This window comes from Nocardioides marmorisolisilvae (assembly GCF_031656915.1).
In the GTDB taxonomy this organism is placed as follows: Bacteria; Actinomycetota; Actinomycetes; order Propionibacteriales; family Nocardioidaceae; genus Marmoricola; species Marmoricola terrisoli.
On the sequence record NZ_CP134227.1, the window covers coordinates 3,734,104 to 3,757,785 of the forward strand.

19 protein-coding genes are annotated in these 23,682 nt (G+C 71.4%); 6 read left to right on the forward strand and 13 right to left on the reverse strand.

Annotated features, from left to right (window positions below; genetic code table 11):
• Positions 1–194: 194 nt before the first annotated feature.
• On the forward strand, positions 195–1,205 hold the full coding sequence (gene mreB / locus Q9R13_RS17900) for a rod shape-determining protein (RefSeq protein ID WP_310962526.1): 1,011 nt from the start codon (positions 195–197) through the stop codon (positions 1,203–1,205).
• Positions 1,206–1,229: 24 nt separating this feature from the next.
• Here the strand turns inward: mreB and Q9R13_RS17905 are convergent, their stop codons facing one another.
• The 8 genes from Q9R13_RS17905 to Q9R13_RS17940 all read right to left on the reverse strand — a co-directional run bounded on the left by Q9R13_RS17905 (position 1,230) and on the right by Q9R13_RS17940 (position 11,377).
• A complete protein-coding gene (locus tag Q9R13_RS17905) occupies positions 1,230–4,103 on the reverse strand; it encodes an FtsW/RodA/SpoVE family cell cycle protein (RefSeq protein ID WP_310962527.1) in 2,874 nt (957 codons plus the stop codon).
• 27 nt (positions 4,104–4,130) lie between these two features.
• On the reverse strand, positions 4,131–5,378 hold the full coding sequence (locus tag Q9R13_RS17910; protein WP_310962528.1) for a hypothetical protein: 1,248 nt from the start codon (positions 5,376–5,378) through the stop codon (positions 4,131–4,133).
• Positions 5,379–5,551: 173 nt separating this feature from the next.
• Positions 5,552–6,322 (reverse strand): thioesterase family protein, encoded by a 771-nt coding sequence (locus Q9R13_RS17915; protein WP_310962529.1) that lies wholly within the window; start codon positions 6,320–6,322, stop codon positions 5,552–5,554.
• Between the two features lie 106 nt (positions 6,323–6,428).
• Positions 6,429–7,784, reverse strand: a complete 1,356-nt coding sequence (locus tag Q9R13_RS17920; RefSeq protein ID WP_310962530.1) for a lipase family protein — start codon at positions 7,782–7,784, stop codon at positions 6,429–6,431.
• Complete coding sequence (locus tag Q9R13_RS17925) at positions 7,781–8,608, reverse strand: SDR family oxidoreductase (RefSeq protein ID WP_310962531.1); 828 nt, start codon at positions 8,606–8,608, stop codon at positions 7,781–7,783. Before Q9R13_RS17925 ends, Q9R13_RS17920 begins: the two co-directional genes overlap by 4 nt.
• Positions 8,605–9,741 carry an MBL fold metallo-hydrolase gene (locus tag Q9R13_RS17930; RefSeq protein WP_310962532.1) on the reverse strand — a complete coding sequence of 379 codons (1,137 nt, stop codon included), beginning with the start codon at positions 9,739–9,741 and terminating at the stop codon, positions 8,605–8,607. Before Q9R13_RS17930 ends, Q9R13_RS17925 begins: the two co-directional genes overlap by 4 nt.
• A gap of 65 nt (positions 9,742–9,806) precedes the next feature.
• Positions 9,807–10,847 (reverse strand): AraC family transcriptional regulator, encoded by a 1,041-nt coding sequence (locus Q9R13_RS17935; protein ID WP_310962533.1) that lies wholly within the window; start codon positions 10,845–10,847, stop codon positions 9,807–9,809.
• Between the two features lie 47 nt (positions 10,848–10,894).
• Positions 10,895–11,377 carry an iron chaperone gene (locus Q9R13_RS17940; protein WP_310962534.1) on the reverse strand — a complete coding sequence of 161 codons (483 nt, stop codon included), beginning with the start codon at positions 11,375–11,377 and terminating at the stop codon, positions 10,895–10,897.
• 109 nt (positions 11,378–11,486) lie between these two features.
• Between Q9R13_RS17940 and Q9R13_RS17945 the strand changes: the two genes are divergently transcribed.
• From Q9R13_RS17945 to Q9R13_RS17955, 3 genes are read left to right on the forward strand one after another with little or no spacing between them, the layout of a single operon-like run.
• On the forward strand, positions 11,487–12,212 hold the full coding sequence (locus Q9R13_RS17945; protein ID WP_310962535.1) for a sulfite exporter TauE/SafE family protein: 726 nt from the start codon (positions 11,487–11,489) through the stop codon (positions 12,210–12,212).
• 44 nt (positions 12,213–12,256) lie between these two features.
• Positions 12,257–13,633: a flavin-containing monooxygenase gene (locus Q9R13_RS17950; protein ID WP_310962536.1), complete on the forward strand. Its 1,377-nt coding sequence runs from the start codon at positions 12,257–12,259 to the stop codon at positions 13,631–13,633.
• Positions 13,634–13,693: 60 nt separating this feature from the next.
• Positions 13,694–15,136 carry a hypothetical protein gene (locus Q9R13_RS17955; protein WP_310962537.1) on the forward strand — a complete coding sequence of 481 codons (1,443 nt, stop codon included), beginning with the start codon at positions 13,694–13,696 and terminating at the stop codon, positions 15,134–15,136.
• A gap of 1 nt (position 15,137) precedes the next feature.
• Here the strand turns inward: Q9R13_RS17955 and Q9R13_RS17960 are convergent, their stop codons facing one another.
• The 5 genes from Q9R13_RS17960 to Q9R13_RS17980 form a co-directional block, all read right to left on the reverse strand.
• Positions 15,138–15,425 (reverse strand): iron-sulfur cluster biosynthesis family protein, encoded by a 288-nt coding sequence (locus Q9R13_RS17960; RefSeq protein ID WP_310962538.1) that lies wholly within the window; start codon positions 15,423–15,425, stop codon positions 15,138–15,140.
• 88 nt (positions 15,426–15,513) lie between these two features.
• Positions 15,514–16,863, reverse strand: a complete 1,350-nt coding sequence (locus Q9R13_RS17965; RefSeq protein WP_310962539.1) for a serine hydrolase domain-containing protein — start codon at positions 16,861–16,863, stop codon at positions 15,514–15,516.
• A 61-nt stretch (positions 16,864–16,924) separates the two neighbouring features.
• Entirely contained in the window at positions 16,925–18,343 is a 1,419-nt protein-coding gene (locus Q9R13_RS17970) for a YlbE family protein (protein WP_310962540.1), read from the reverse strand.
• Positions 18,340–19,809, reverse strand: coding sequence for an FdrA family protein (locus Q9R13_RS17975; protein WP_310962541.1), 1,470 nt, complete (start codon positions 19,807–19,809; stop codon positions 18,340–18,342). Before Q9R13_RS17975 ends, Q9R13_RS17970 begins: the two co-directional genes overlap by 4 nt.
• Positions 19,806–20,699, reverse strand: coding sequence for an oxamate carbamoyltransferase subunit AllH family protein (locus tag Q9R13_RS17980; protein ID WP_310962542.1), 894 nt, complete (start codon positions 20,697–20,699; stop codon positions 19,806–19,808). The genes Q9R13_RS17975 and Q9R13_RS17980 overlap by 4 nt, the downstream gene beginning before the upstream one ends.
• A gap of 60 nt (positions 20,700–20,759) precedes the next feature.
• Between Q9R13_RS17980 and Q9R13_RS17985 the strand changes: the two genes are divergently transcribed.
• Together Q9R13_RS17985 and Q9R13_RS17990 are read left to right on the forward strand one after the other, a co-directional pair.
• Complete coding sequence (locus tag Q9R13_RS17985; RefSeq protein ID WP_310962543.1) at positions 20,760–22,031, forward strand: PucR family transcriptional regulator; 1,272 nt, start codon at positions 20,760–20,762, stop codon at positions 22,029–22,031.
• Between the two features lie 148 nt (positions 22,032–22,179).
• On the forward strand, positions 22,180–23,610 hold the full coding sequence (locus tag Q9R13_RS17990) for a uracil-xanthine permease family protein (protein WP_310965117.1): 1,431 nt from the start codon (positions 22,180–22,182) through the stop codon (positions 23,608–23,610).
• Positions 23,611–23,682 lie beyond the last annotated feature (72 nt).

Genomic DNA, 23,682 nt, shown 5'->3' on the forward strand with positions numbered 1-23,682 from the left:
TGCGTCCCTCACCCAAGACGGTCAGGTCGTAGCGAGGCCACGTCGCAGATCCGATGGAGCGCGGCGAGTGGGTCGCGTCGGCCCGCCTCGCCAGCGGCCATGGCTCGGATCAGCATCTCCCGACTGAGCGGGCGCCGGCGTACTCTGGAAGGCACTCCCTCGGATGCGCGAGGGCTCTCGATTGGAGGGCTCCCATGACCGGATTCGGTATCGATCTCGGCACGGCCAACACGGTCGTCTGCGACCAGAGACACGGCGTCGTCCTCGACGAGCCGTCGGTGATGGTCGTGCCCAACGCGCAGGGCCGCTCGAAGCGAGTCCATCCCTTGCTCGTGGGCACAGAGGCACGCGCGCTGATCGGTCGCTGCCCGGTCGGTCTGACCGCCGTACGACCACTACGAGACGGCGTGATCGTGGATCTCGAAGCCGCCCGCGCCTTCGTCGTGGGCGTGCTCGGCAAGCTGTCGATGTCACGACGGATACGCCCTCACGCGGTCATCGGTGTACCGGCAGGCGCCACCGCGCTCGAGCGTCGCGCGTTGCTCGAGGTCGCCGATGAGGCCGGCATCCGACGCGCCGCGCTGGTGCCCGAGCCGATCGCCGGAGCCATGGGCTGCGGCATCGACCCGCTGGAGGCCCGCGCCCACATGGTGGTCGACGTCGGCGGGGGTACGTCGGAGGTGACGAGCTTCTGCTTCGGCGGGATCCTGTCCCATCGCTCCACCCGGGTCGCCGGTGACGAGATGACGCTGGCGCTCTACCACCACCTGCGTACCGAGCATCACCTCCTGGTCGGGGAGCTCACCGCCGAGGCACTCAAGTGCAGCCTCGCGACTGACGACGCGCTCTCGGCGGTGGTGCAGGGCATCGATCTCGCCACCGGCCGGCCCCGGTTGCTGACTCTGGACTCCGCAGAGGTGCTGGAGGCATTGCGGCCCACCGTGGAGACGATCATCGCCGATCTCGGAGGCGCGCTGGAGGACCTACCTCCTCAGGCGGCCGACGACATCTTGGAGGAGGGCATCACGGTCTTCGGCGGCTGCAGTCTGCTGCGCGGCTTCGACAAGCTGCTGGAGTCCTCCTTCGCCTTCCCGGTCAAGATGGCCGAACGGCCGCTGACCTGTGTGGCCGAGGGCGCAGCTCTGTGCCTGGCGAACCCCGCGGTGCACCACGCCTTCGAGAACGCCTTCATCGAGGCCGCCTGAACCTGTCCGGCTCCCGGGGCTCGGCTACCTTCCCGTGCGCAGAATCGCGGCCCGGTGGGCGAAGAAGTACTCCATCGCGGGCAGCACCACCCGGCCGGAGGTGGTGACGCCCTCGCCACCACCACGCACGAAGCCAGTGGCCACAATGTCGGGTCGGTGCAACGGAGCGGCGGCGGTGAACCACGAGTCGGTGCCACCGCTGGGTGCGGCCGGATCCTGCGCCGAGCCGGTCTTTCCGCCGGCGGCGACCGGGAGCGCGGCCAGGATGGATGCCGTGCCACTCGTCGCGGCGGCCCGCATCCCGGCACGGACGAGGCCGAGCTTGTCGGCGAAGGACAGTGGATGCGCGCCCGGCATCGGCAGCCGCGTGAACCCGCTGCCGCTCCGATAGGAGAGGCCGAGGTGCGGCGTCACGAGCGCGCCGGTGGTGACGCCCGCGGTCCACAGGGCGTCCTGCAGGGGAGTGACGTCGAGGTAGCCCTGACCGATCCCGAGGACCACGGTCGAGCCCGGGTACCAGGTGCCGCCGGCCTTCGCCACGCTGCTCGGCGTACCCAGGAAGCCGCTGGACTCCCCGGGCAGGTCGATGCCGGTGGCGGCGCCCACGCCGAGTTGGCGTGCGGTGGTGATGATCGGCTGCGGGCCCATCGCCCAGGCGAGCTGGTAGAAGTACACGTCGTTCGACCACGCCAGCGCCTGCACGAGGTTCTGCGGCGGCAGCACCATCCAGTTGTGGAAGGTGTGATCGCCCAGTGTCCAGGAGCCGCCGGTCGGGATCACCTCCTCCGGTTGGATCGCCGGATGCTTGAGATCCGCCGAGGCGACCACGAGCTTGAAGGTCGAGCCGGGTGGCGCCACCACCTGAGTGACGTGCTCCAGCACCGGGTTGCCCTGCTGTTTCGACAGTGTCGCGAGGGCGCGCTGGTGCACCGGCGGGCCGAACACGTTGTCGTCGTACGACGGCAGGCTGGCCATCGCATAGACCTGACCGTTCTTGGGATTCATCACCACGGCGCCGCCCAGGTCGCCGCGCGGCTGGCCAGGCTCGCCCCTCAGGGCGCTGGCCAGCTGCCGGGTGAGCTCGCGCTGGAGGCCGAGGTCGAGCGTCAGTCGCAGACGACTGCCGGGCACCGGCGGGGTGGAGGGCCCCATCGCGACCGGCCGTCCCGCCGGATCGACGTACACGCACTGCCTGCCGTCCCGACCGCGCAGGATCGGGTCGTAGGTCTCCTCCAATCCGGTTCGGCCGACGATCGCACCGGAGGGCAGGTCAGGCCAGCGCTTGACGTCTGCGGGCGTTGCCACTCCCGTCCAGCCCAGGACCGGACCGAGCAGCGCGCCCTCGGGATACACCCGCCGGGTCGTCGGCGCGAGGAACACGCCAGCCAGATGGGCTGCTCGTACCCGGGCCGCCGTCGCTGGCGGCAGTGTGGCGACGACCACCGTCAGTCCGTGCGCCCGGTGCAGCTGCCGGACGACCGCGGTCCGGCTGCGCGCGGTGAGGGCGGCCAAGGTGCGGACCTGGGCCGATCGCACCAGCGCGGGCACGGCGTCCACCTGCTCCTGGCGTACATCGATGGCAAGCGGGGCGCCGTGCCGGTCGGTGATCTCGCCGCGGGGCGCGGGGATCCGCACGCATCGCATCATCTGGGTCAGGCCCGCGCGCCTGAGCTGGGGGCCGTGATCGGCCTGCAGGTTCCATGCGAAACCGGTCATCGCCATCAGGCAGCCGGTCACCAGCAGCGCGGCCGGGCCGAGCAGCCGGGGCAGCTGAGGCATCTGCCGGTGCCACAGCCGGTGCTTCTCGCCCTCGGCGCGCAGCCCGAGCACCAGTCCCAGGGTGGCGATGTGCACCGCGGCCGCCGTACCTCCGTAGCTGAGCAGCGGGAAGGGAACACCTGCGGTCGGGATCAGCCCAAGGTTTCCCGCGACTGAGACGACCACCTCGATGCCCACCAGCGCCGCAAAGCCCCCGGCGGTCAACCCTGCGGTCCGCGTGCGGGCGTGCCGAGCCGACAGCACGACGCGCCAGATCAGCACTGCCGCAGCCAGCACGGCCACGACGCCCGCGATCATGCCGTGCTGTTCGACCAGGCTGGCGAAGGCGAGGTCGGTCTCGCGGTCGGGCAGGTACTCGGAGACGAGCGCATGCAAGTGTCCGGCTCCGTGGCCGGTCAACCCACCCCAGGCCAGCGCGATGTGCATCTGCAGGATCGCCCAGCCCGGGCCGTTGGCGCTGGTCGACCCGCTGAGGAACGCATGGAGCCGATCCGCCTGGTAGGGACGCAGCAGGTGCTCGCCAAGCGGGGCAGCGAGGGCGGCGACGAGGACAAAGCCGCCGAGCACGCGCAGCGGAATGCGACCGATCACCAGCATCGCCACCGTGACCCCGCAGAGAACGGCCGCAGTCGACAGGTCGGGCTCGTTGACCACGAGCCCGATCGGTATGACTGAGACGACGAGCGCTGCCCCGAGCCGTCGTCGCCAGCCCCGCTCGGTGGCCAGCACCTGGGCCAGCACGAGCAGCATCCCGAGCTTGGCCAGCTCCGAGGGCTGCACGGTCAGCGAGTCGAGGGCGAGCCAGCGCCGCGCGCCGTTGACCGACTCACCCACGGCGACCACGGCCAGCAGCAGCACCACACTGACCAGGTAGCAGCTCCAGCCCAGCCACCGAAGGCCGTCCGCCCGCAGGCGTCGTAGCCAACAGAACAGCGCTACGCCGGCGAGGTCGACTGCGACCTGGTGATAGAGGATCGAACGGTCACCGAGCGACTGGAGGTTGAGCAGACCGAGGCCGACGAGGACGGCAACCGCCAGTACGGCGGGTACGTCGGGTGCTGCCCTCGGCCGGTGCACGAGCCTGTCCAGCCCGGCGTGTGCCCGGGGCGGCCCGCTCAATCCACGCTCGACGCTCAGCACGGGGGCTCACCGCGACCGTCCGCAGTGCGCGGGTCCGGCCGGCACCAGCACCGGCGGTGACTGGGTACGTGCCGGACTCGTCGTCTCGGCGACCAGCGCCAAGGAGTGCGCGTGCGGCAGCGACACGCTCGTCGGGGCGAAGACCCTGGTCCAGCCGGGGTCGGGTGCCATGGTCGTCGCCGGGACCCAGCGGGCAGTACCACGACAACGGTTCACGATGCCGATCCGCCAGCGCACGACCTCGCCGGCGACGGCGGGCTGCAGCAGCACGGTGACCTGGATCGGACACGCCATGCCCGGTGCGCAGGTGGCCAGCTGCTTGACAGTCGTCCCGGTGACCGCGCCGGCCGACGCCGGGGCGAAGGTCCGCAACGGTCGCGGTGTCTTCGCCGCCCTGCGAGGCACGACCGTGGGCTGGGACGGGGTCGGCGAGGGCGGGGTGACCGCTGTCGAGGCGGCCGAGTCGCCACGCAACCGGGCAAGCTGCCCGCCGGGCCCCAGCACGATCGCCGCCGCGACCACGAGCATCAGCGCGGCGAGGGTGACGAGCAGCCTGCGCCGGGTGCGGTGACGCAGCCCCTTCCAGCCGCGGCGGCGCCAGGGCTGGGCGCGCAGCGTGACCATCGGATCGGCCAGGTGTCCCGGTGCGGTCTGGGTCGGGTAGGGCGACCGATGGGGAGGGTCGATGCGGCCGAACGCGCGGACCAGCGCGGACAGCTCGTGGCGAAGCCGCTCGGCGTCGGCGGCGCCGCTGCCCTGCTGGAGAGCGAGGGCCGCGCGCAGTCGATGCGCCGCGGTGGCCGACTCGAACAGCTCCTCCTCGGCGATCCCTTCCAGGGTGCGCAGCAGCAACGCAGCCTCGGCGGGGCGACGTGCCATCCCGCTGCGGGTGTTGCCCAGCAGGAGCTCCGCCACTCCCCGGGCTGCGGCAAGGTCTGCCTCCGGTGAGGACGATGCGGGCGTTGTCTCGGCCGCCCAGTCCACCTCACCATCCCCGGAGACCGTGAGGGTCTCGGCCGAGGGCACCGGCCCGCGGCCGTTGTGCGCGTGCCGGCTGGCCAACAGCCCGAATATCTCGGCGGCCAGGAAGACCGCTTGGTACGGCGTGAGCACTGCCACCCGAAGCAGCTGGCCGAGGCGTACGACGGGCACCGGCGGTCCGGCCGGTTCCTCGGTGAGCCGGGTCTGCTGCACCGGCAGCACGAAACCGTCTGCGAGCCCACCCTGCGGAGGTGGGAGAACCTCGTGCGCCACGCGATCACCAGCCTCAGAAACCGACAACCGAACCAGTCGCCTGGCCGAGAGTGCGCACCAAGGGGCGACCACCTTTCAGTGTGGCGCGGTCGGCCCCGGCAGCCAAGACGTCGCTGCCCGCTGTGGGAGAACTCCGGGTCGGATCGGCCGGCCGGCGGCGATGGTGCTCTCCCTCAGGAGGTGCGGATCGTCAGGGTCTGCGACAGCGTGCCGAGGGCACCCCGCTCGTCATGCAGGACGCTGCTGGTCACGCCGAGGCCGGACGGCCCGAACGAGACGGTGGCGTCGAAGCCGACCCAGCCGGCGACCGGCTCACGGATCAGGTGGGCGGTGAGGTCGAGGTTCGGGAACGCGACCTCGCGCGGGTCGGCGCGCACCGTCATGCCGTTGACGATGTCGAACAGCCCGGTCGCTCGAGCAAGGTTGCTCACCGGCTCGTCATCGACGAGCGGCACGTCCGTATGCGCCCAGATCACCGCCCGACCGGGTTCGGCCTGCTGCCGGCGTACCTCTGCGGAGGCGATGAAGCCGCCGGGCCAGACGGTGGTCGGGTCCCAGGCCGGCAGCCGGTCGGGCGGCGGTACGGCGGCCAGCTGGGTGCCGGCGATGGCGGCGGTGTCGTTGGCGCGCATGAGCCACGCGCGCAGGGTCACCACCGTGCGATGCGCCTGGCTGAGCGTTGCCTCGACCAGCTCGATGCTTCGGCCGGGGCGCAGGACGCGCACGGCGGTGCCGACCTCGGCCATGGCCACGGTGCCCCAGATGTCGAAGGACAGCCGGGCCACGACGAGCCCGTCGTCGCGACGCGCGGCCAGGTCCCGTTCGAGGACGTGGACGAGCAGCCCCAGCGCGGGTGCGATGTGCTGCTCGTCGGGGTTCCATGCCCCGCTGACATGGTCGGTGGGGTGGTAGGTCGCGGGGCCGGTGCGGCGGAAGTAGGCCACGAGAAGCGCTCTCCTGTCAGCGGGTGATGACGGTCGGCAGCGAGCTCAGTGTCCGATCAAGGGACCGGTGGCTGCTCCGGTCATCGTTCCACCCTGGCACGCCGCCTCAGGAGCGACCGCCGGGGGACGCGGGTCCGGCTGGGTCATCGTGGTGGGACGACTGGCCGGCACGCCCGAAGATCACCCGTGTCGCCGCGCGCAGCATGCGGGCATATCCCGGCCACGACCGCGGGGACAGCGCAGGGGAGGTGACCCTGCGGGTGTGGGTGGTTGGCTCCTCGACGCCGGCGAACCGATCCTCGAGCCAGCCGAGCATCGCCGGCATGGCGAGGACCATGAGCGTGATGTGCCCGCTGAGTCGGTCCCGTAGGTAGCTGACCCTTGCGCCACCCTCGACGTACGTGGCGACCAGGGTGTCGATGTCTCGGACGTCGATGATCTGGTCATGGGTGGCCTGGACGACCAGCAGGGGGCACTGCGGGGTCTCGACGCCGAGGCGGAGGTCATCGAAGACCGCGAGGACCTCGGGCTCGGCGAGGACGTCGGCCAGTGGCGACTCGAGGAAGTCGTCGAAGTCGTCGAACGCGTAGCGCACCACGGCGCCGACCGTGGTCATCTGCTGGAGTGCCTCGAGCCTTCGGATGCCGGCCGCGGTGGCATGCCGGCGGAGTGTCTCGGCGAGCCCGGGATAGGCATGCCGGAGCCCCGAGACCACCAGGGCGGGCAGGCCCGCGTTGAGGCCGCCGTTCAACTTGATGAAGGCTTCTGCAGGATCGCCGACAGGTGAGCCGAGCACGGCGCCGACCAGTGGGAGCTCGGCTGCGTAGTGCGGGGCCATCTCCACCGCCCACGCGGATGCCATGCCGCCGCCCGAGTAGCCGAACAGACCGACCGGGGTCGTGGGTCCCAGCCCGAGCGGTGGGAAGGCCATGGCAGCGCGGATCCCGTCGAGGACCCGATAGCCGGGCTCCCGCGGGGCGGCGAAGTACCCGTGTCGGCCCTCGTGGTCGCTCATCGTGACGACGAACCCGCGATCGAGCAGTCCGCCGATCAGCATCAGCTCGAGCTGCGGCAGCGCGCCCCATGCCCGGGCGCCCAGACGCAGGGCATAGGAGGGGAAGCATCGGTCGGACACGGCGTCGATCGCGCACTGGTAGGCGACCAGGCGCTGCGGCCCCGCCGGGTCCTGGGAGTGCGGCACCACCACGGTGGTGACGGCGACCTCGGGTGCATCGTCGAGGTCGGTGCTGCGGTAGGCCAGCTGCCACGCATCGAGGCCACGCTGGGTCACCAGGCCGAGGAAGGCGAGCCGGACCTGCCGGCTGCGGATCACCGTCCCGGGGCTCAGGCTCGCCAGTCCGTCCGGGGCGTCGAAGAACGGGTCCGCCTCCGCGCGCAGCGGGCGTCGGATCGCCCGGTCGTCGCGGTGCGGCGCCGACCATGCGGACGCTGCCTCGGTCACGACGTCCCGCTGCGTGTCGAGAGCCTTCGTTGAGTACGCCGGCCGTGCGCGAGGACGAGTGGCACACCGGCCAGCCCCAGCCGGGGAGCAGCGTCCGCGATCCGCGCCAAGACGCCTCTCCAGGCCGGGACGGCGGTCACCAGGCGTGGCTTGTCGAGCACCCGGCCCACCGCGGTGACGACGTCCTCGGGTTGCAGCAGCTTGCCCGAGAACGACATGGCCGAGGCGGGGTCGGCGAGCTTGTCGTGGAGCATCGGTGTCCAGATGCCGTCCGGGCAGACACAGGAGATGGTGACGTCCTTGATGCCGGCGAGCCGGAGGTCGGCCATGGTGCTCAGGCTGAAGCCCAGCGCTGCGTGCTTGGATGCGGCGTAGACCGCCTCGCCCGCGACCGCTGTCAGCCCGGCCAGGGACACGATGTTGACGATGTGACCTCCGCCCGTCCCACGCATCGCGTCGACGGCAGCGATGGTCCCGTTGATCGTGCCCAGGGCGTTGACCTCGATCATCAGCCGGCGGCTGCGCTCCTCCTGGTCCCACGCGGCGCCGGTCATCAGCACTCCGGCGTTGTTCACCCACACGTCGAGTCGGCCCGCCCGATCCAGGATGGCGTCGCGGGCCTCCTCGACCTGGGCATGGTCCCGGACGTCGACGGCACGTGCTGTGGCGGCATCGCCGAGCTCATTGGCGGTCGCCTCGGCGGTGATGGGGTCGACGTCGGTGACGAGCACCTGGTGTCCGCGCTCGACCAGGAGGGCGGCGATGAGCTTGCCCAGACCGCGCCCGGCACCGGTGACGACGGCGCCCCCACGGGCGGCGGTCAACGTCGGCCGGCCCGGATCGTGCCGTACTCGATCCCGCCGTGGAGGTAGGTCGGCACCACGGGCCAGAACCGCTTCCACGGCACAAGCTCGGTCGACGGCAGGATCTGCAGCCACCGCGGATCGGCCGTGCAGGGGTCCGCGAGGGTCTTCTCCTTGACCATGGAGTCGTACTGGTCCAGCGAGTCCTCGAGGGTGTTGGCGTTCGGGCAGATCTCCCGGCCGAGCTGCTCGTGGTATCTGCGCACCCCGGGGATCTTGGACAGCTCGGGTTGCCAGTTGTCCAGGGAGATGCCGTTCTCCGAGGACACCCAGACACCATCAGGGGTGTTGATCACCAGCGAGTGGTTGCCGTCGGTGTGGCCCGGCGTCCACAGCAGGGCGACGCCCGGCCCGAGCTCGATGTCGCCGTCGAACGTCACGAACTTGTCCGGATCCACCCCGCCGAGCCCGCCCTCGACGTACCACGCCCACTGCATCGGGTGCAGCGACTGGAGCGTCGCCAGCTCCCGGCTGTGGACGAGCATCCGCGCATCGCCGAACAGCGGGGTGCGCGGTGCGGTCTCGCCCTCGATGACCTCGGACGAGCCGAGGATCATCCGGGGGTCCTGCACGTGCAGGTGGTCGAACGTGCAGTAGTCGATGTCGTCGGGGGAGAGGCCGAGCTTCTCGAGCACCGTGTCGGGCTCGTTGAAGTACTTCAGCACGACCTTCTCCATGAGCCTGCCTCCGGGCACCTTCCCGATGAGGGCCTGGAGGTTCCGGTAGAACGGCGCCTCAGCGGATCCGGCCGGCACCGTGGGCTCGAAGACGAGCGTGCGCGGCGTGCCGTTCCAGTCGTCGTACTGCACCACGATCATCCGGTTGATCATCGAGATCAACGGCAGGGTGGGCACCGACACCGCGTCGTGGAAGGCGTAGTTGACCGGGTACGGCGCCGCCGCGATGTCCACCGACCTCACCGCGTCGACCGTGCCCTGCTCCTTGAACCGCGTCTTGTACGCCGCTGCCGCCTCGCGCACGGCCCGCAGCCGGTCGCCTCGGGGCCACACGTCGTGCACGCCGTCGAACTCGGGTATCGATCGGATCCCGAGCTCCGTGAGGTCTGTTCGGGTCCGCTCTGCCTGCTGCACCATGAGTGCGCTCCTCCTTGGGTCTGCCCCGGATCGATACTGCGTGTCGAACGCGGCAGAAACTTGTTTCAGAGCGACAACTCTCCGAATCGCCGGGGACCATGTGCGGTGCGTCGCAGCTCGCGCGGGGCGAGGCCGAACCAGCGGCGTACTGCGTGGCTGAGGGTGGACTGCTCGGTGAAGCCGACCAATGCGGCCACCTGACCCAGGGGCAGGTCGGTCGTGGTCAGGTAGCGGTGCGCGGCGTCGCGGCGTACCTGGTCGAGCACCGCCTCGAACGTGGTGCCCTCCGCCGCGAGCTGGCGTTGCAGCGTCCTCGGGTGGACGGCGAACAGTCGGGCGACGTTGGTGATCGCCGGGCGGGTGGTGCGCAGGCTCTCCGAGAGGGCACCACGTACCCGCGCCGAGGTCTCCCGACCGGGGTCGGTGAAGTTGTCGGAGAGGTACTCCACGGCGAGCCGCCGGATCGCGTCGTTCGCGGTGGCGAACCCGCTGTCGAGAACGCGACGCTCCACCCGAAGGGCTGCGGTGGGACGGCCGAACTTCACGTCGACGCCGAAGAAGTCGGTGTAGCGGGACACCGGCGAGAGCGGCTGGTGCGGGATCTCCACCGTCCGGAGCCCGGTGCGACCGCCGATCATCATCACCGCGATGCGGTGGAAGACGCCGAGCCCGAGCTCGAGGGCCTGCGGGGAGTACGGCGACTCGGTGAGGTCCTTGCGGTAGGTCAGGGCGACGATGCTCCCATGACCCCACGGGTCGGGCTCGACCCCGATGCTGAGCGCGGGACTGTGCACGAAGAGGAAGTGGGACACGCACTCCAGGGCTGCGGCAACCGTCGACGACGCCTCGATCGCCACCGAGAGGGGTCCGAGGATCCCGAGGTCCTGGCGCTCCGCGAGTCGCAGCCCGAGATCAGGGCAGCCGAGCTGCTCGGCCGCGGCGTCGAGCATCTGGTCGTGGGCGGTGATCGACACCAGACCGTCCTCGTCGGCCAGGGCCGCGCGCGGGATCTCGAACGCATCCAGCAGTGCGCGGCCATCGCCGCCGAGGGACTCCACCAGAGACTCGAAGCCGCGCAGGCTCGCCGCACGAATCATCGGCCCCATGACTCAGCAGAGTAGGGGAGCCGTTTCGCCCGGGGTGGCCGCGGACGTCAGGAGCCGGCCGCCCGCTTGACCAGGGCCACCAGCTTCTTCTCCACCGCGGGGGTGATCGCGGTGACGGCGTAGGCCGTGGGCCACATCTCCCCGTCGTCGAGCTGGGCCCACTCGTTGAATCCGACCTCGCTGTAGCGCATCTTGAACTTCGCAGCGTTCTTGAAGAAGACGACGGCCTTGCCGTCCTTCGCGTACGCCGGCATGCCGTACCACGTCTTCGCGGCCAACTCGGGGGCGTGGGTGGTGACGATGGCGTGCAGCCTCTCGGCGATGGCACGCTCGTCGTCGGGCATCGCGGCGATCTTCTCGAGCGCGTCGTCCAGGTCGGCCGCCGCCTTCTTGGCCGCGGATCCGCCCCTGCTTGCGGCTGCCTTGAGCTCGGCCGCGCGCTCCTTCATCGCAGCGCGCTCCTCCTCGCTGAACCCCTCCTGCGCCGTGCCCTTCGCCATCGTCAGCCCCTTGTCCATGTCGGTGTGCACCGATCGTAGGCGGGATCGGGGTCGGGGTGCTTCTCCGATCCTGACCGGCTCAGCGGCTCCTCTGGAGCCCGGGACCGGGTCCGCCCCGGACACGGCGTACCGTCCCGGCGTGACACCCGACCTGCTGCCGCTGCTGGCGACCGGCCTCGTCGCCTTCGGGCTCGCAGCGGTGGCGCAGGCGGTCACCGGGTTCGGGTCGGCCCTGGTCTCGGTGCCGCTGCTCACCCTCGTGGTGCACCCGGCCGAGGCGGTCGTGGCGGCCACTCTTCTCGGGCTGGTGCTGGCCGGCTGGGGCGCGAGTCGCGAGCGCGCTCACGCTGACCGGCCCCGAGCGGGACGGCTGGTGCTGACTGGAGCGCTCGGCATTCCGATCGGGCTGGCTCTGCTGCTGGTGCTGGACGAGCGCGTCCTGCAGCTGGTCATCGGCAGCACCGTTCTGGTGCTGGTCGCCCTGCTCGCCGCCGGGCTGCGGATCCGGTCGACGAGCACCACGCTCACCGTCGCCGGACTGACCAGTGGCGCGCTGCTCACCTCGACGGGGATGAACGGCCCGCCGCTGGTGATGGTGCTCAGGGGACTGTCGCCCAGGACGTCCCGGGCCACCCTGCAAGTGGTCTTCTGCGTCCAGGACGCGGTTGCGGTCGTCGGGTTCGGCGTCGTCGGCCGGCTCACCGCACCGACGCTGGCGCTGGCCGCTGCGGGTGCCCTTGCCGTTCCCGTCGGGTGGCGCATCGGGGATGGCCTGTTCCATCGGTTGCCCGCTCGCGCCCTGCACTGGCTCGTCCTCGGCGGTCTCGCGGCGTCGGGGTGCGCCGCCGTGCTCGCGGCCCGCTGACCGAAGGGGTGCCGCCGCGTCGGGGCGGTGACTAGGGTCTGTCCATGGCGTACATGGTCAAGCCCCGCGATCGTGCGCCGGCGGTCACCGAGGTGGTCGTTCCCGACCTGTCCCTGCCCCGCGTGTGCGTGATCGGCGCCGGATCGTCCGGGATCGCCGCGGCCAAGGCGCTCTACCTCGCCCGGGTGCCGTTCGACTGCTTCGAGAAGGGCACCTCGATCGGCGGCAACTGGCTCTACGACAACCCCAACGGGCAGTCTGCCTGCTACGAGACCCTGGAGATCAACACCTCCTGTCCACGGATGGCCTTCTCCGACTTCCCGATGCCCGAGGACTACCCGCCCTACGCCCGGCACGATCAGGTGCAGCGCTACTTCGAGGCGTACGTCGACTACTTCGGCTTCCGGCACACGATCACCTTCGACACGACCGTCGAGTCGGTCAGCCGCAGCGGCGACGGTGGCTGGCTGGTCCGCATCGCTGGGCGTGACGGCACACAGACCCGGCGGTACGACGCCGTCCTGGTCGCCAACGGCCACCACTGGGATGCGCGCTGGCCCGATCCGCCGTACCCCGGATCCTTCGACGGCGAGCAGATCCACGCCCACGACTACCGGTGCGGTGACCAGCTCGCGGGCCGGGACGTGCTGGTCGTCGGAGCGGGCAACTCTGCCATGGACATCGCCGTCGAGGCGTCCTACCGGGCACGGAGCGCGACCCTGTCGATCCGGCGCGGGCAGTGGGTGCTCCGCAAGATGGCGCTGGGCAGGCCGTCGGACCAGGTGGCGCTGCCCGGCTGGATGCCGTGGTGGGTCACCGGGGTGCGGCTCCGGATCGGTGCGTTGCTCTCGGGCAGCCTGACGAAGTACGGCCTGCCGCGGCCCGAGCACAAGCCCGGGCAGTCCCATCCGGTGCAGTCCGACCAGATCAGGTCGCGGATCCGGGCCGGGGCGATCACCGTGCGGCCGGCGATCGAGAGACTCGACGGCGACCGGGTCAGGTTCGTGGACGGCAGCAGCGCGGTTGCCGATCTGATCGTGTGGGCGACCGGCTACCGGGTCAGCTTCCCGTTCCTGGACGCCGGCCTGGTCTCGGCCCGCGACAACGAGCTTCCGCTGTGGAAGCGGACCGTGCATCCGGACCTGCCAGGGCTCTACTTCATCGGCCTGGTGCAGCCCGTGGGTGCGGTGATGCCGCTCGCCGAGGCCCAGGGCGCCTGGATCGCGGAGATGATGACCGGCCGGTACGTCGCACCGCCGGCCGCAGAGATCCGCAAGCAGATGCTGGCCGACCACGAGCGCAACAAGCGGCACTTCTACGCCTCGCCGCGGCACACCATGGAGGTCGACTTCGACCACTACCTGTGGGCCCTCGACCGCGAGCGCAGGCGCGGTCGCAAGCGAGTGTCGTCCGCGCCGTAGCGCGAGGGGACGCTGCCGCGTTGGAGGGGCATGCGGTGCCGACGGTGGTGGACAGGACTGATGGCTGCGGGCGCGATCGTCGCCGTACTGGTCGGGGGTGCGCCACCCGGAACCGCGGCGACCCAGCCCCCGCCACCGCCCTCGCCGACGGCCCCGTGTGACGCGCTCAGCCCGATCGCGATCCCGTGCACGCTGCTCGGCAAGACCGCCGATGCGGTGGCCGCCGAGTGCCGTCGCGCCGGCGTGCCCGACGAGCGCTGCACGGTGCCGCTGGCGCACAAGGTGACCCAGGCAGCGCGGGATGCCTACCTGAAGTCATGGGTGCACCAGGCAGCCGAGTTCCAGTACGCCCTGGGTGGCTCGCTGCCGCTGCGGGACGCCCAGTGGATCGGCACGCACAACTCCTTCAACAGCCCGAGCGACTCGCTGACCCTCTCCCACGAGGACTCCAACCAACAGCTCACGCTGACCCAGCAGCTCGACATCGACGTGCGCGCCCTCGAGCTGGACCTGCACTGGATCCCGCGGCTGGAGCGCCTCGGGCAACGGGCGGTCACGGTCTGTCATGGAGAAAGCCCGAGCGAGGCCGACCTGGGCTGCACGAACGAACCGCTGTTCAGCACGGTGCTGCCGAAGATCGCGGACTGGCTCGATGGGCACAGCGATCAGGTGATCCTGTTGTACCTCGAGGACCAGATGCAGAAGCCTGCGGCGTACGCCTCGACGATCGCGACCCTGGACACGGTCCTGCGGCGGCCGGACGGAAGCAGCATGATCTACCGTCCCGACCCGTCCAAGCGGGCCGCCAACGGCTGCACGCCGCTGCCGCTCGGCGTCTCACGCGACCAGGTCCGCGCCTCCGGAGCCCAGGTGATCCTGGTCGGCTCGTGCGCCCCCGGATGGTCCGCGGACGTCTTCGACTGGAACGCGGACCACGTGGAGAGTGGGTCGACCTCGGCGTACCAGCCCTACCCGGCGTGCGACGCGACGTACGACGCGAGCGTCTACGCCACCAAGCTCGTCCGCTACTTCGAGGACTCCACCCTGGTCGCGAACCTGCTGGACCCGACCCGCCCACCGGCCGACCCGAACGCGCTGACGCCCGCGAAGGTGCAGTCGATGACCGACTGCGGGGTCAACCTCTTCGGCTTCGACCAGCTGCTCCCCGAGGACGGTCGGATCCAGGCCACCGTGTGGAGCTGGGCGCCCGACGAGCCACGCGTCGACGGGGGCGGCTGCACCCTGCAGCGCGCCGACGGTCGATGGGTCGCGGCACCGTGCGCCGACAGGCACCCGGCCGCCTGCCGGTCCGGCAGCACCTGGACGGTCACCGCGCCGGTTCCCTACGCTGCCGCCGCGGCGGCATGCGCCTCCTCCGGCTCGACCTTCGCGCTGCCGCGGTCGGGGGACCAGAACGCAGCGCTGCAGGCCGTCGCCGGGACCAGCGGTGGGGCCAGCCCTGGTGCCGGCGGCGCCTGGCTCCGCTACCGGATCACGTCGTAGGTCAGGCCTGCTGGTCGAGAGCGAACTGCACGTTGCCGTTGTCGTCGAGCCCGGCGTCGAGGACCTTGTCGTCGAGCTGCTGCGCAGCGGTGGTGGTGAGGTAGACGGTGGCGCCGTCCTCCTCGACGACCTGGTCGCCCTCCTGCGGCTGCTCGGCCGGGGTGACCACGAACGAGGGCTGGCCGGCGTCGTCGTCGGCGCTGATCCGCAGCGCGTTGATGTCCTCGGCACCGGGCTGGCTGGTCAGCGTGTTCAGGATCGTACGGGCGTTCTCGGTGAGGGTAAGCATGGATTCCTTCCGTCGAGATGAGTCATCCACCGTTGCTCGCTGGGGCCGAGGAATCAAATCGTGGCGCGCTCGGAAATGCTCGGGCAGGTCAGGCGAGGCCGGGCAGCGCGCGCACCGCGTCGAGCAGGCCCTTGGTGGGCACCGTGCCGTTGCAGACCACCACATTGCACGTCGGACTCGCGAGCAGGTCGCGGCGCAGCACGAACGGGCTCAGATAGTTCATCGGGTCGGCGTCGAGGTCGATCGGGTCGCCCGGGTAGGGGCCGGGGTCCGGTACGTCGACGTCCTCGACCGCGCTCATCAGGGTGCGGAAGAAGGTGTACTGCATGTCGCCCGGTGTGGCCCCCAACAGGATCGACGGGTCCGGGGAACGGTCGCCGAAGTAGCCGGTCGTCGTGACCGTCATGTGCAGGCTCGGGATCATCACGTTGAGCTGGCCGCCGGTGCCGTTCATCTCGTAGGCGTCCGACGGTGCGGTCGGGATCATCCGGCGGTGCACGGTCTGTGCCGCCGGGATGTTCGCGCCGGTGCACGACGTACCGGCGTTGGTCCAGAACAGCAGGCCGTAGCAGCCGTTGGTCGCAGTGGCCCGGCCGACCTCGTCGACGTACGCAGCGGGCACCACCTGGCGACCGTTCCAGCGGCCGCCGTCCTGCATCAGCAGGCCGAGCCGGGCGAGCTGGGTGGGGGTGAGGAACAGGTTCGAATAGCCGTACGGCGTGCCGGAGCGGTCCTCCAGCCACAGGTAGCTGCCTCGCGTGATCCCGATCGGCCCGAACAGCTCGCGCTGCGCGTAGGTGGCCAGGTTCTCGCCGACGGCCCGCTGGACGACGTAGGCCAGCAGCGCCGGCCCGAGCTGGCTGTACTCGAAGTGGGTGCCTGGAGCGTGCTTGATCGGCTGGGCGAGCGCCTCCTGCGGCAGGCTCGGGTCGAGGCCGGTGGTCGCGGCCTCGGCGAGGATCGACTCGTCGATCCCCGAGGTCTGGGTGAGCAGCTGGCGCACGGTGATCGCACGGTGGGCGCGGTCGCCCCACCCGGGCCCGGTCGGCAGGTAGCGGCCGATCGGGGCGTCGAGGGTGAGCCTGCCCTGCCCGATCGCGATCCCGGTGAGCATCGACGTGACCGATTTCGTCACGCTCCACAGGTTGTTGTGCGCCGTGCCGGTCAGGGCATCGAGCGGGTCGGCCGCCACCAGGCAGTCGTTGCGGAAGACCTGCACCGACAGCCGCATCCGGACGCTCAGCTGGTCCACCGCGGCCGTGACCCGGGCCCCGTCGAGGCGCTCCTGGGCCGGTGTCGCGGTCGTGAACGGCCGACCGGCGGCGGGCAGCCGGCAGTGCTTCACGACAGGAGCTGGTGCCGCCGTCGCGGTCGGGCCCATGAGCGCCGCCGCGCCGACGATCGCAACGGTGGCAAGCCGGGTGATGCGGCGGATCATCAGACCTCCGGGTGGGCGCTGGCTGCACGTGCCACCGCCAACGACCGATCCGGAGGGCGTGTTACGGCGACGGGGACCGGCGCCCCCGCGCCCGCGCCGCCAACGCGGAGAGCGCGGCCGGGAAGATCTCTGCGGGCGGGGTGACCAGGCCGGCGCCGACCTGGCCGGTGCCGGCGACCTTGCCGGCCATGCCAGTGTTGATCTGCGGCAGGATCCCGGTGCGGCAGACGAGCGAGACGTCGATGCCGGTCGGTGCGCCGCGGAAGTCGAGGACCGGGATCTGCCACCGGGGGTTCTCGGCGAGGGTGATCTCGTGCATCCGCCTGGTGGTGGCCAGCGCGTCGGGCACGGTGCCGCCGACGAAGCGCACGATGGCCGGCGCGGCGGCCATCGAGAACCCGCCGATGCCCGCGGTCTCGGTGATCGCCGAGTCGCCGATGTCAGGGTTCGCGTCGGCAGGACCGAAGTCCCCGAGGTAGAGCCCGTCGGCAACCTGGGCGGGGCCGGTGAACCACGCGTCGCCGGTGCCGGCCACCTGGATGCCGAAGTCGGTGCCGTTGCGCGACATCGCCACGACCATGGTGGAGCCGTCGATGCCACGGGCAGCGTCCAGGGCCAGCTTGCACGCGGGCATCGCGATGTTGAGGAAGAAGTGGTCGTTCCCGCCGATGAACGTGAGCGCCTCCGCGACGTCATCGGCGGAACGCCGGGACCGGGCCATCGCGGGCGACAGGTCGCGCAACAGCATCAGCGTTCCGGCGCGGTTGCGGTTGTGGGCCTCGTCGCCCATCTGCAGCATCTGGGTGAGGATGCCGGTGGCGTCGACAGGACCCGACGCGTCCACCGCTTCGGCCAGCAGCGGGCCGAGCACGTCGCGCATCCAGCCGAGCCGGGTGAGCACCTCTGCGGAGTAGGCGCCGTACCTCAGCACCTTGCCCAGCCCCTCGTTCAGCGAGCAGAAGGTACGGCGCTCCGACGCGGGGTCCTCGAGCACATACATCCACATCGACGGGGAGACGACCCCGGCCATCGGACCCACCGCGCCGCGGTGATGGCATGGCTCGAAGGTGAGCGCGCCGGACGCGAACAGACGCGCTGCGTCCTCCGGGTCCTCCACGATCCCCTCGAAGGCCGCCGCGCCCATCAGTGCACCGCGCATCGGGCCGGACGCGCGGTCCCAGGTCAGCGGCGGGCCCGCGTGCAGGAAGTGACCGCGCTCGAGATCGAGCAGGTCGGCCGCGGGCGCGAGACCGACCAGCATCGCCTGGACGCCCAGCACCCGCTCCACGGCGAGGGCGTTGGCATCCCGGCGCAGTGGGTCGCCCGCGACCTCGGCGAGGTCGTCGGCGGTCCCGGGCATCGGCGGCTGCCAGTCCACCTCGCTCACCGGCACCGCCTGCGACCGGAGGGCGTCGGCGAACAACCCGGCTCCGGCGGTCGTCACCGAGTCAGGCGGTCGGCTGGGCAGGGCCGGGGTCATCGACGCCCTCCGAGGATCGCGACCGCGCGCCGGACGGCCGCGGCGTTGGAGAGGTGCACCTCGGCGCCGGCGGCGGCGAGTGCGGCGGCCTGCCGGGACAGCACCTGTGGATCGCTCTCGGTCCCGACACAGGCGACCACCACGGGCGGCCCGCACGCGGCGATGGCGGGCGCCAGCGCGGCGGCGGGGTCGGCCTCGGCGCCGTGGCCGAGCACGACGTCGAGAAGGACCACGCCGGTGCGCGGATCGGCGGCCGCGCGGGCGAGGTGGTCGAGGCGGACGGTCGGGTCGATCATCGGGTGCGCCCGTCCGCGGGTGAGGCTGTCGTCGCCGAAGTCCACCATCAGGTGGCCGTCAGCGGTCAGGGACGCGTCCAGTGCGAGCTCCGGCTCCAGCGGGATGTTGCTGCGGATCGGGCCGAGTGCCTCGGTGGCGATCAGCATTGCCTCGTCGCAGAGGGTTCCGCCGACGAACAGCCCGCGCAGCAGCGAGCCCGCGGTCTCGGTCGCGGGGTGACCACAGCTCGGCCAGGACGGGACCGGTACGCCGAGCCGGCCCAGCAGGCCCTCCACGGCGCTGGTCAGGTCGGGCTGGCCGGGGCCCAGCAGTGCGAGGTCGATGGGCGTGGCCAAGGAGGCGGCGTACTCCTCCAGCGCAGTGGCGACCTCCGGTGCCGGCGGCTTGGAAACCACCAGCACGCGCTCGATCGCGGGGTCGGAGTCGAGTCGCAGCAACGCCGTACGGGTGGAGATCGCGCCGACCTCTGTCGACAGGTCCCGCCCGCCCACGCCGAGGGCGGCACCGACCCCCACGCCGGCAGCCTCCAGCAGGCACATCACCTGCTGGCAGCCGGTCCCGGACGCGGCGACGATGCCCACGGGGCCGGGCCGGACGGTGTTCGCGAAGCCCAGCCCGACGCCGCCGATCGCAGCGGTGCCGCAGTCCGGGCCCATCACCAGGAGCCCGCGGTCAACGGCCACCTGCTTGAGTGCCACCTCCTGCTCGAGGGACACGTTGTCGCTGAACACCATCACGTCGCAGCCGGCGTCGAGCGCGTCGATTGCCTCCACGAAGGCATGCGCGCCGGGGACGGAGACCAGGGCCAGCACGGCCTGCGTTCCCGATGCCGGGAGGGAGGTCCGGGTGGTGCGGGGTGGCGCCACGGCCGTGCTGCGGTCTGCTCGGCCGGCCCGGGCGGCGGCCAGTGCCGCGTCGACGGCGCCCCGCGCGGCCTCGAGCCCGTCAGGGTCGGCCAGCCGTAGCGCCACGACCAGGTCGTTGGGGGAGCAGTCCGGCACGGCGAACCCCATCGAGCCGAGGACCTCGACGTTGAGCGGGGTCGCCATCGCGACCTGGGCGGCGACGACGCCCGGTGTGGCCGCGACGTCGCGGCTGACCTGCAGCAGGGTGACGGAGTCGGCGTAGGCGCCGGGCCGGATCTCGACGTGGTCCGTGGGGCTGGTCATCCCGCGACTTCCGCACCCGTGGCGACACCCGCGACAGCGAGCCGGCAGCCGAGCAGCAGGCCGGTCCCGGAGGTGTGCCCGACGGCGCGGAGCCCGTCGATCGCGCGGGCGAGGGCGGCCCGGTCGCCCGCCGCGAGCGCCGCGAGGACGATCCGCAGTGGGGGTGGTGCCTCGCCGTCGCAAGCGCAGCGAAGCAGCTCCGCCGACAGTGTGGTGGTACGACGAGCCAGCTGGCCGATCCGACCGGCGACGGACTCGAGGCCAGGATGCCCGACGCACCGGGCCGTCACCAGCCAGCCGGACAGCACGTCGTCACCCAGTGGGGTGAGCCCGCTTCCCCGACCCAGCAGCGAGCCCACCGAGTCCGGGTCGCCGGCGGTCAGCCCGACCAGCGCCTCGGCCGGCAGCTCTGTGGTCCGCACGGGCCCGTCGGCGAGCAGGTCCGCGTGTGCCCGTTCCGCGTCCTCGATCGACCAGGGGATGTCGAGCTCCACGAGCCGGGCAACGACCACGACCAGTCCCGCGACCTGCAGCCGACCGTGCCCGGTGGCGGCCGGGTCGCCCACGCTGACGCGCGCGGCGGTCGCGCCCGCGATGGTCCGGATGCCGCACGGCACGTGCACGGCGTTGCTCGAGAGCAGTCCGATGCACCGGTCCCGGATCTGGACGTAGACAGCGTCGTCGCCGACGTGGATCACCCGCCCGTGCCGGGACGGGCCGGTGAGCTGGTCGCGTACGCGTCGGGTTGCCGCACCCGGCTGCGGCAGGTCAGTCTGGTAGCGGCTGTGCTCGTCCGTCGGTCGCGCCGCGGGAAGGTGCTGTGCCGGACCGCGCCGGACCGGGGCGGCAGGGGCCGGCTGCAGGGCCGTCGATGACCGTGACAGCGGCACGAGTGCCCTCCTCCTACGCCTTCAGGAGACACACGCTAACCATTGGGCTACGGTCAGCCGATGGTGAGGATTGCCAACATCGGCGGGAAGCAGGCACAAGAGTTGATAACCGACGACGCCTACGCTTTGCACGACGGGCTGGCCGAGATGGTGCTCGCCGGCGAGGACGTGGGTCGGATCCTGGCCGAGCTCGCCGACACCCTCGGGGTCGGGGTGGTGCTCACCTCCACCGACGGCCGGGAGCGGGCCGCGGCGCTCGACGACGCCCTGCGCGACCGGCTGGCGAGTGCCCACCTGGTGGACGAGACCGGACGGCTCCGGGTCGAGCGGCTCGGCGAGCCGCGGGCCCTGGGCAAGGGCGAGGCTCGGCTGCTTCCCGTGCGGGCGCCGGGAAACGATCTGGCCCGGATGCTCGCGGTGAGCCCGCGCAGCCCGCTGACGACCGCGGACGTGCGCGCCCTGGAGAGGTCGGCGACGGTGGTCGCGCTGTGGATCACCCGTGAGCGGGCGGTCTCGGCGGTGGAGCACAAGTACCGCGGCGACTTCCTGCGTGACGTCCTCCTGGGTCGTGCCGGCGGCGGCGAGTTCGTCCTCGAGCATGCCGCCGACTTCGGCTGGGTGCTCGCCCGACCGATGGTGGTGCTGTCCGCCCAGATCGACCCGCAGCCGCCCGACGAGGAGCCGGCCGGCGAGCAGCAGCGTCGGCAGTGGCAGGAGCGGTTCGCCGCGGCCTGGCGGCAGGTGGTCGCGACGGTGGATCCGACCAGTCCCACCGCGGACTTCAGCTCGGAGGTGGTGGCGGTGCTCCCGGCCGGCGGCGCCGACGCGGACAGCGTGGTGCGCCGGGTGGTGCACGACGTAGCCGGCGACAAGGGCGGCGGCCGACGGTCGTTCTCGGTCGGGGTGAGCCGGGTGGTCGACGGCGTGGGCGGCTATCCCGAGGCCTACGCCCAGGCACGCCGCGCGGTCGACGTCGGACGCCGGGTACACGGGCACGGCTCGACCACGTGGTTCGACCAGCTGGGTCTGCACCGGCTGCTGGCGATGGTGCCCGACACCAGCGAGCTGGAGGCGTTCGTGACCGACGTGCTCGGCGACCTTGCCGGCGACACCGAGGAGGCCGCGACGCTGCGACACACGCTGCAGGTGCTGCTGGACACGAACTTCAACGTCGCCGAGGCCTCCCGGACCCAGTTCTTCCACTACAACACGATGCGTTACCGGGTCGGCAAGCTCGAGCGGCTCCTCGGCCCGCTCGGGACCGACCCCAACCTGCGCCTCGACGTCGCGGTCGCCCTCAAGGCACTTGAGGTGACCGGGCCGCGCGGCTGACGGCGCGCAGACAACCCTTGCCAGCCCTCCTCGGCATCCTTAGGCACCTCTCGCCGTCGTACCGCTGTGAGCGGCGTCACTATCTTGAGGCCACCTCGGGCACATGGACGCGTGTGACCAGACGCAGGGAGGACCCGCAATGTCAGGGATGTTCAAGTGGGATGTTGTCTACGGAGGCAAGACGCCACCGCCGGGCAAGGCGGTCGGTCCGCATGAGCGGTTGAGCTGGGGCCGCACGATCGGCCTCGGCGCCCAGCACGTGGTCGCGATGTTCGGCGCGACCTTCGTCTTCCCGATCGTGATGGGCCTGGATCCCAACCTGGCCATCCTCTTCTCGGGCATCTGCACGATCCTGTTCCTTCTGGTCGTCAAGGGCCACGTGCCCAGCTACCTGGGCACCAGCGGCTCCTTCGTCGCCGGCGTCACGGCCATCCGGCTCCAAGGCGGTGACTCCGCCGATGTCACCGGCGCGATCCTCGTGTCGGGCCTGGTGCTCGCGCTGGTCGGTGTCCTGGTGCACTTCGCGGGCGCCAACGTGCTGAAGAAGGTCCTGCCGCCGGCCGTGACCGGTGCGGTGGTGATGCTCATCGGCTTCAACCTGGCGCCCGTCGTCGCCAACGTGTACTGGCCCCAGGACCAGTGGATCGCGCTGATGGTGGCCGCGTTCGTCGTCTTCGCGACGGTCCGCTTCCCCGGCTTCTGGGCACGGATCTCGGTCTTCCTGGGCCTGGTGTTCGGCTACCTGATCTCCTGGTTCTCCGATGAGGTGTTCGGCAAGATCACCTCGTTCAGCGCCGCGGCGAACAAGGTCACCACCCACGACCGGATCGACCTCTCCGGGCTGTCCCAGGCCAAGTGGATCGGCCTGCCGTCAATGCATCTCAGGGACGGAGTCCCGGCGGTGCACGGACCCAGCATCTCGCTGACCTTCGTCCTGCTGATCCTGCCGGCGGTGATCGCGCTGATCGCCGAGAACACCGGCCACGTCCGCGCGGTCGCCGAGATGACCGGCGAGGACCTCGACCCCTACATGGGCCGCGCGCTGGCGGCAGACGGCATCGCCACCGCCCTGGCCAGCACCTTCGGCGCATCGCCCACCACGACGTACGCCGAGAACATCGGAGTGATGTCGGCGACCCGGATCTACTCCACGGCGGCCTATTACGTGGCCGCCTTCGTGGCGATCATCCTGGGGCTGTGCCCGAAGTTCGGCGTGGTCGTGAACGCGATCCCGGGCGGCGTGCTCGGCGGCATCACGGTCGTGCTCTACGGCATGATCGGCCTGATCGGCGCCAAGATCTGGGTCGACAACGGGGTCAGCTTCGCCGACCCGTTGAACATGGCGCCGCTTGCCGCCGGACTGATCGCGGGCATCGGCAACGTCTCGCTGAAGATCACCCACAGCTTCGAGCTCGGAGGCATCGCCCTGGGCACGATCGTGGTGATCGCGTTCTACCACCTCGTCAACGTCAGACGCACCGGCGGCCCGTCGCCCGCACTGGCATCGTTCGGCGACATCCCTCCCACCCACGAGGGTCGGCGGTCCGGCGACGACGATCCGGCTCCGGCCTCGGTGTAGGAGTGCGCCCGGATCCAGGCTGCCCAGCGGTTCGTGCGGGGCGGCCGGGATGACCAGGCACCTGGACAGGCC

Coding starts and splice junctions, on each gene's coding strand:
- mreB (WP_310962526.1), top strand. CDS start 195: ATGACCGGATTCGGTATCGATCTCGGCACGGCCAACACGGTCGTCTGC.
- Q9R13_RS17930 (WP_310962532.1), bottom strand. CDS start 9,741: ATGGTGCAGCAGGCAGAGCGGACCCGAACAGACCTCACGGAGCTCGGG.
- Q9R13_RS17935 (WP_310962533.1), bottom strand. CDS start 10,847: ATGGGGCCGATGATTCGTGCGGCGAGCCTGCGCGGCTTCGAGTCTCTG.
- Q9R13_RS17950 (WP_310962536.1), top strand. CDS start 12,257: ATGGCGTACATGGTCAAGCCCCGCGATCGTGCGCCGGCGGTCACCGAG.
- Q9R13_RS17955 (WP_310962537.1), top strand. CDS start 13,694: ATGGCTGCGGGCGCGATCGTCGCCGTACTGGTCGGGGGTGCGCCACCC.
- Q9R13_RS17960 (WP_310962538.1), bottom strand. CDS start 15,425: ATGCTTACCCTCACCGAGAACGCCCGTACGATCCTGAACACGCTGACC.
- Q9R13_RS17965 (WP_310962539.1), bottom strand. CDS start 16,863: ATGATCCGCCGCATCACCCGGCTTGCCACCGTTGCGATCGTCGGCGCG.
- Q9R13_RS17970 (WP_310962540.1), bottom strand. CDS start 18,343: ATGACCCCGGCCCTGCCCAGCCGACCGCCTGACTCGGTGACGACCGCC.
- Q9R13_RS17975 (WP_310962541.1), bottom strand. CDS start 19,809: ATGACCAGCCCCACGGACCACGTCGAGATCCGGCCCGGCGCCTACGCC.
- Q9R13_RS17985 (WP_310962543.1), top strand. CDS start 20,760: ATGGTGAGGATTGCCAACATCGGCGGGAAGCAGGCACAAGAGTTGATA.
- Q9R13_RS17990 (WP_310965117.1), top strand. CDS start 22,180: ATGTTCAAGTGGGATGTTGTCTACGGAGGCAAGACGCCACCGCCGGGC.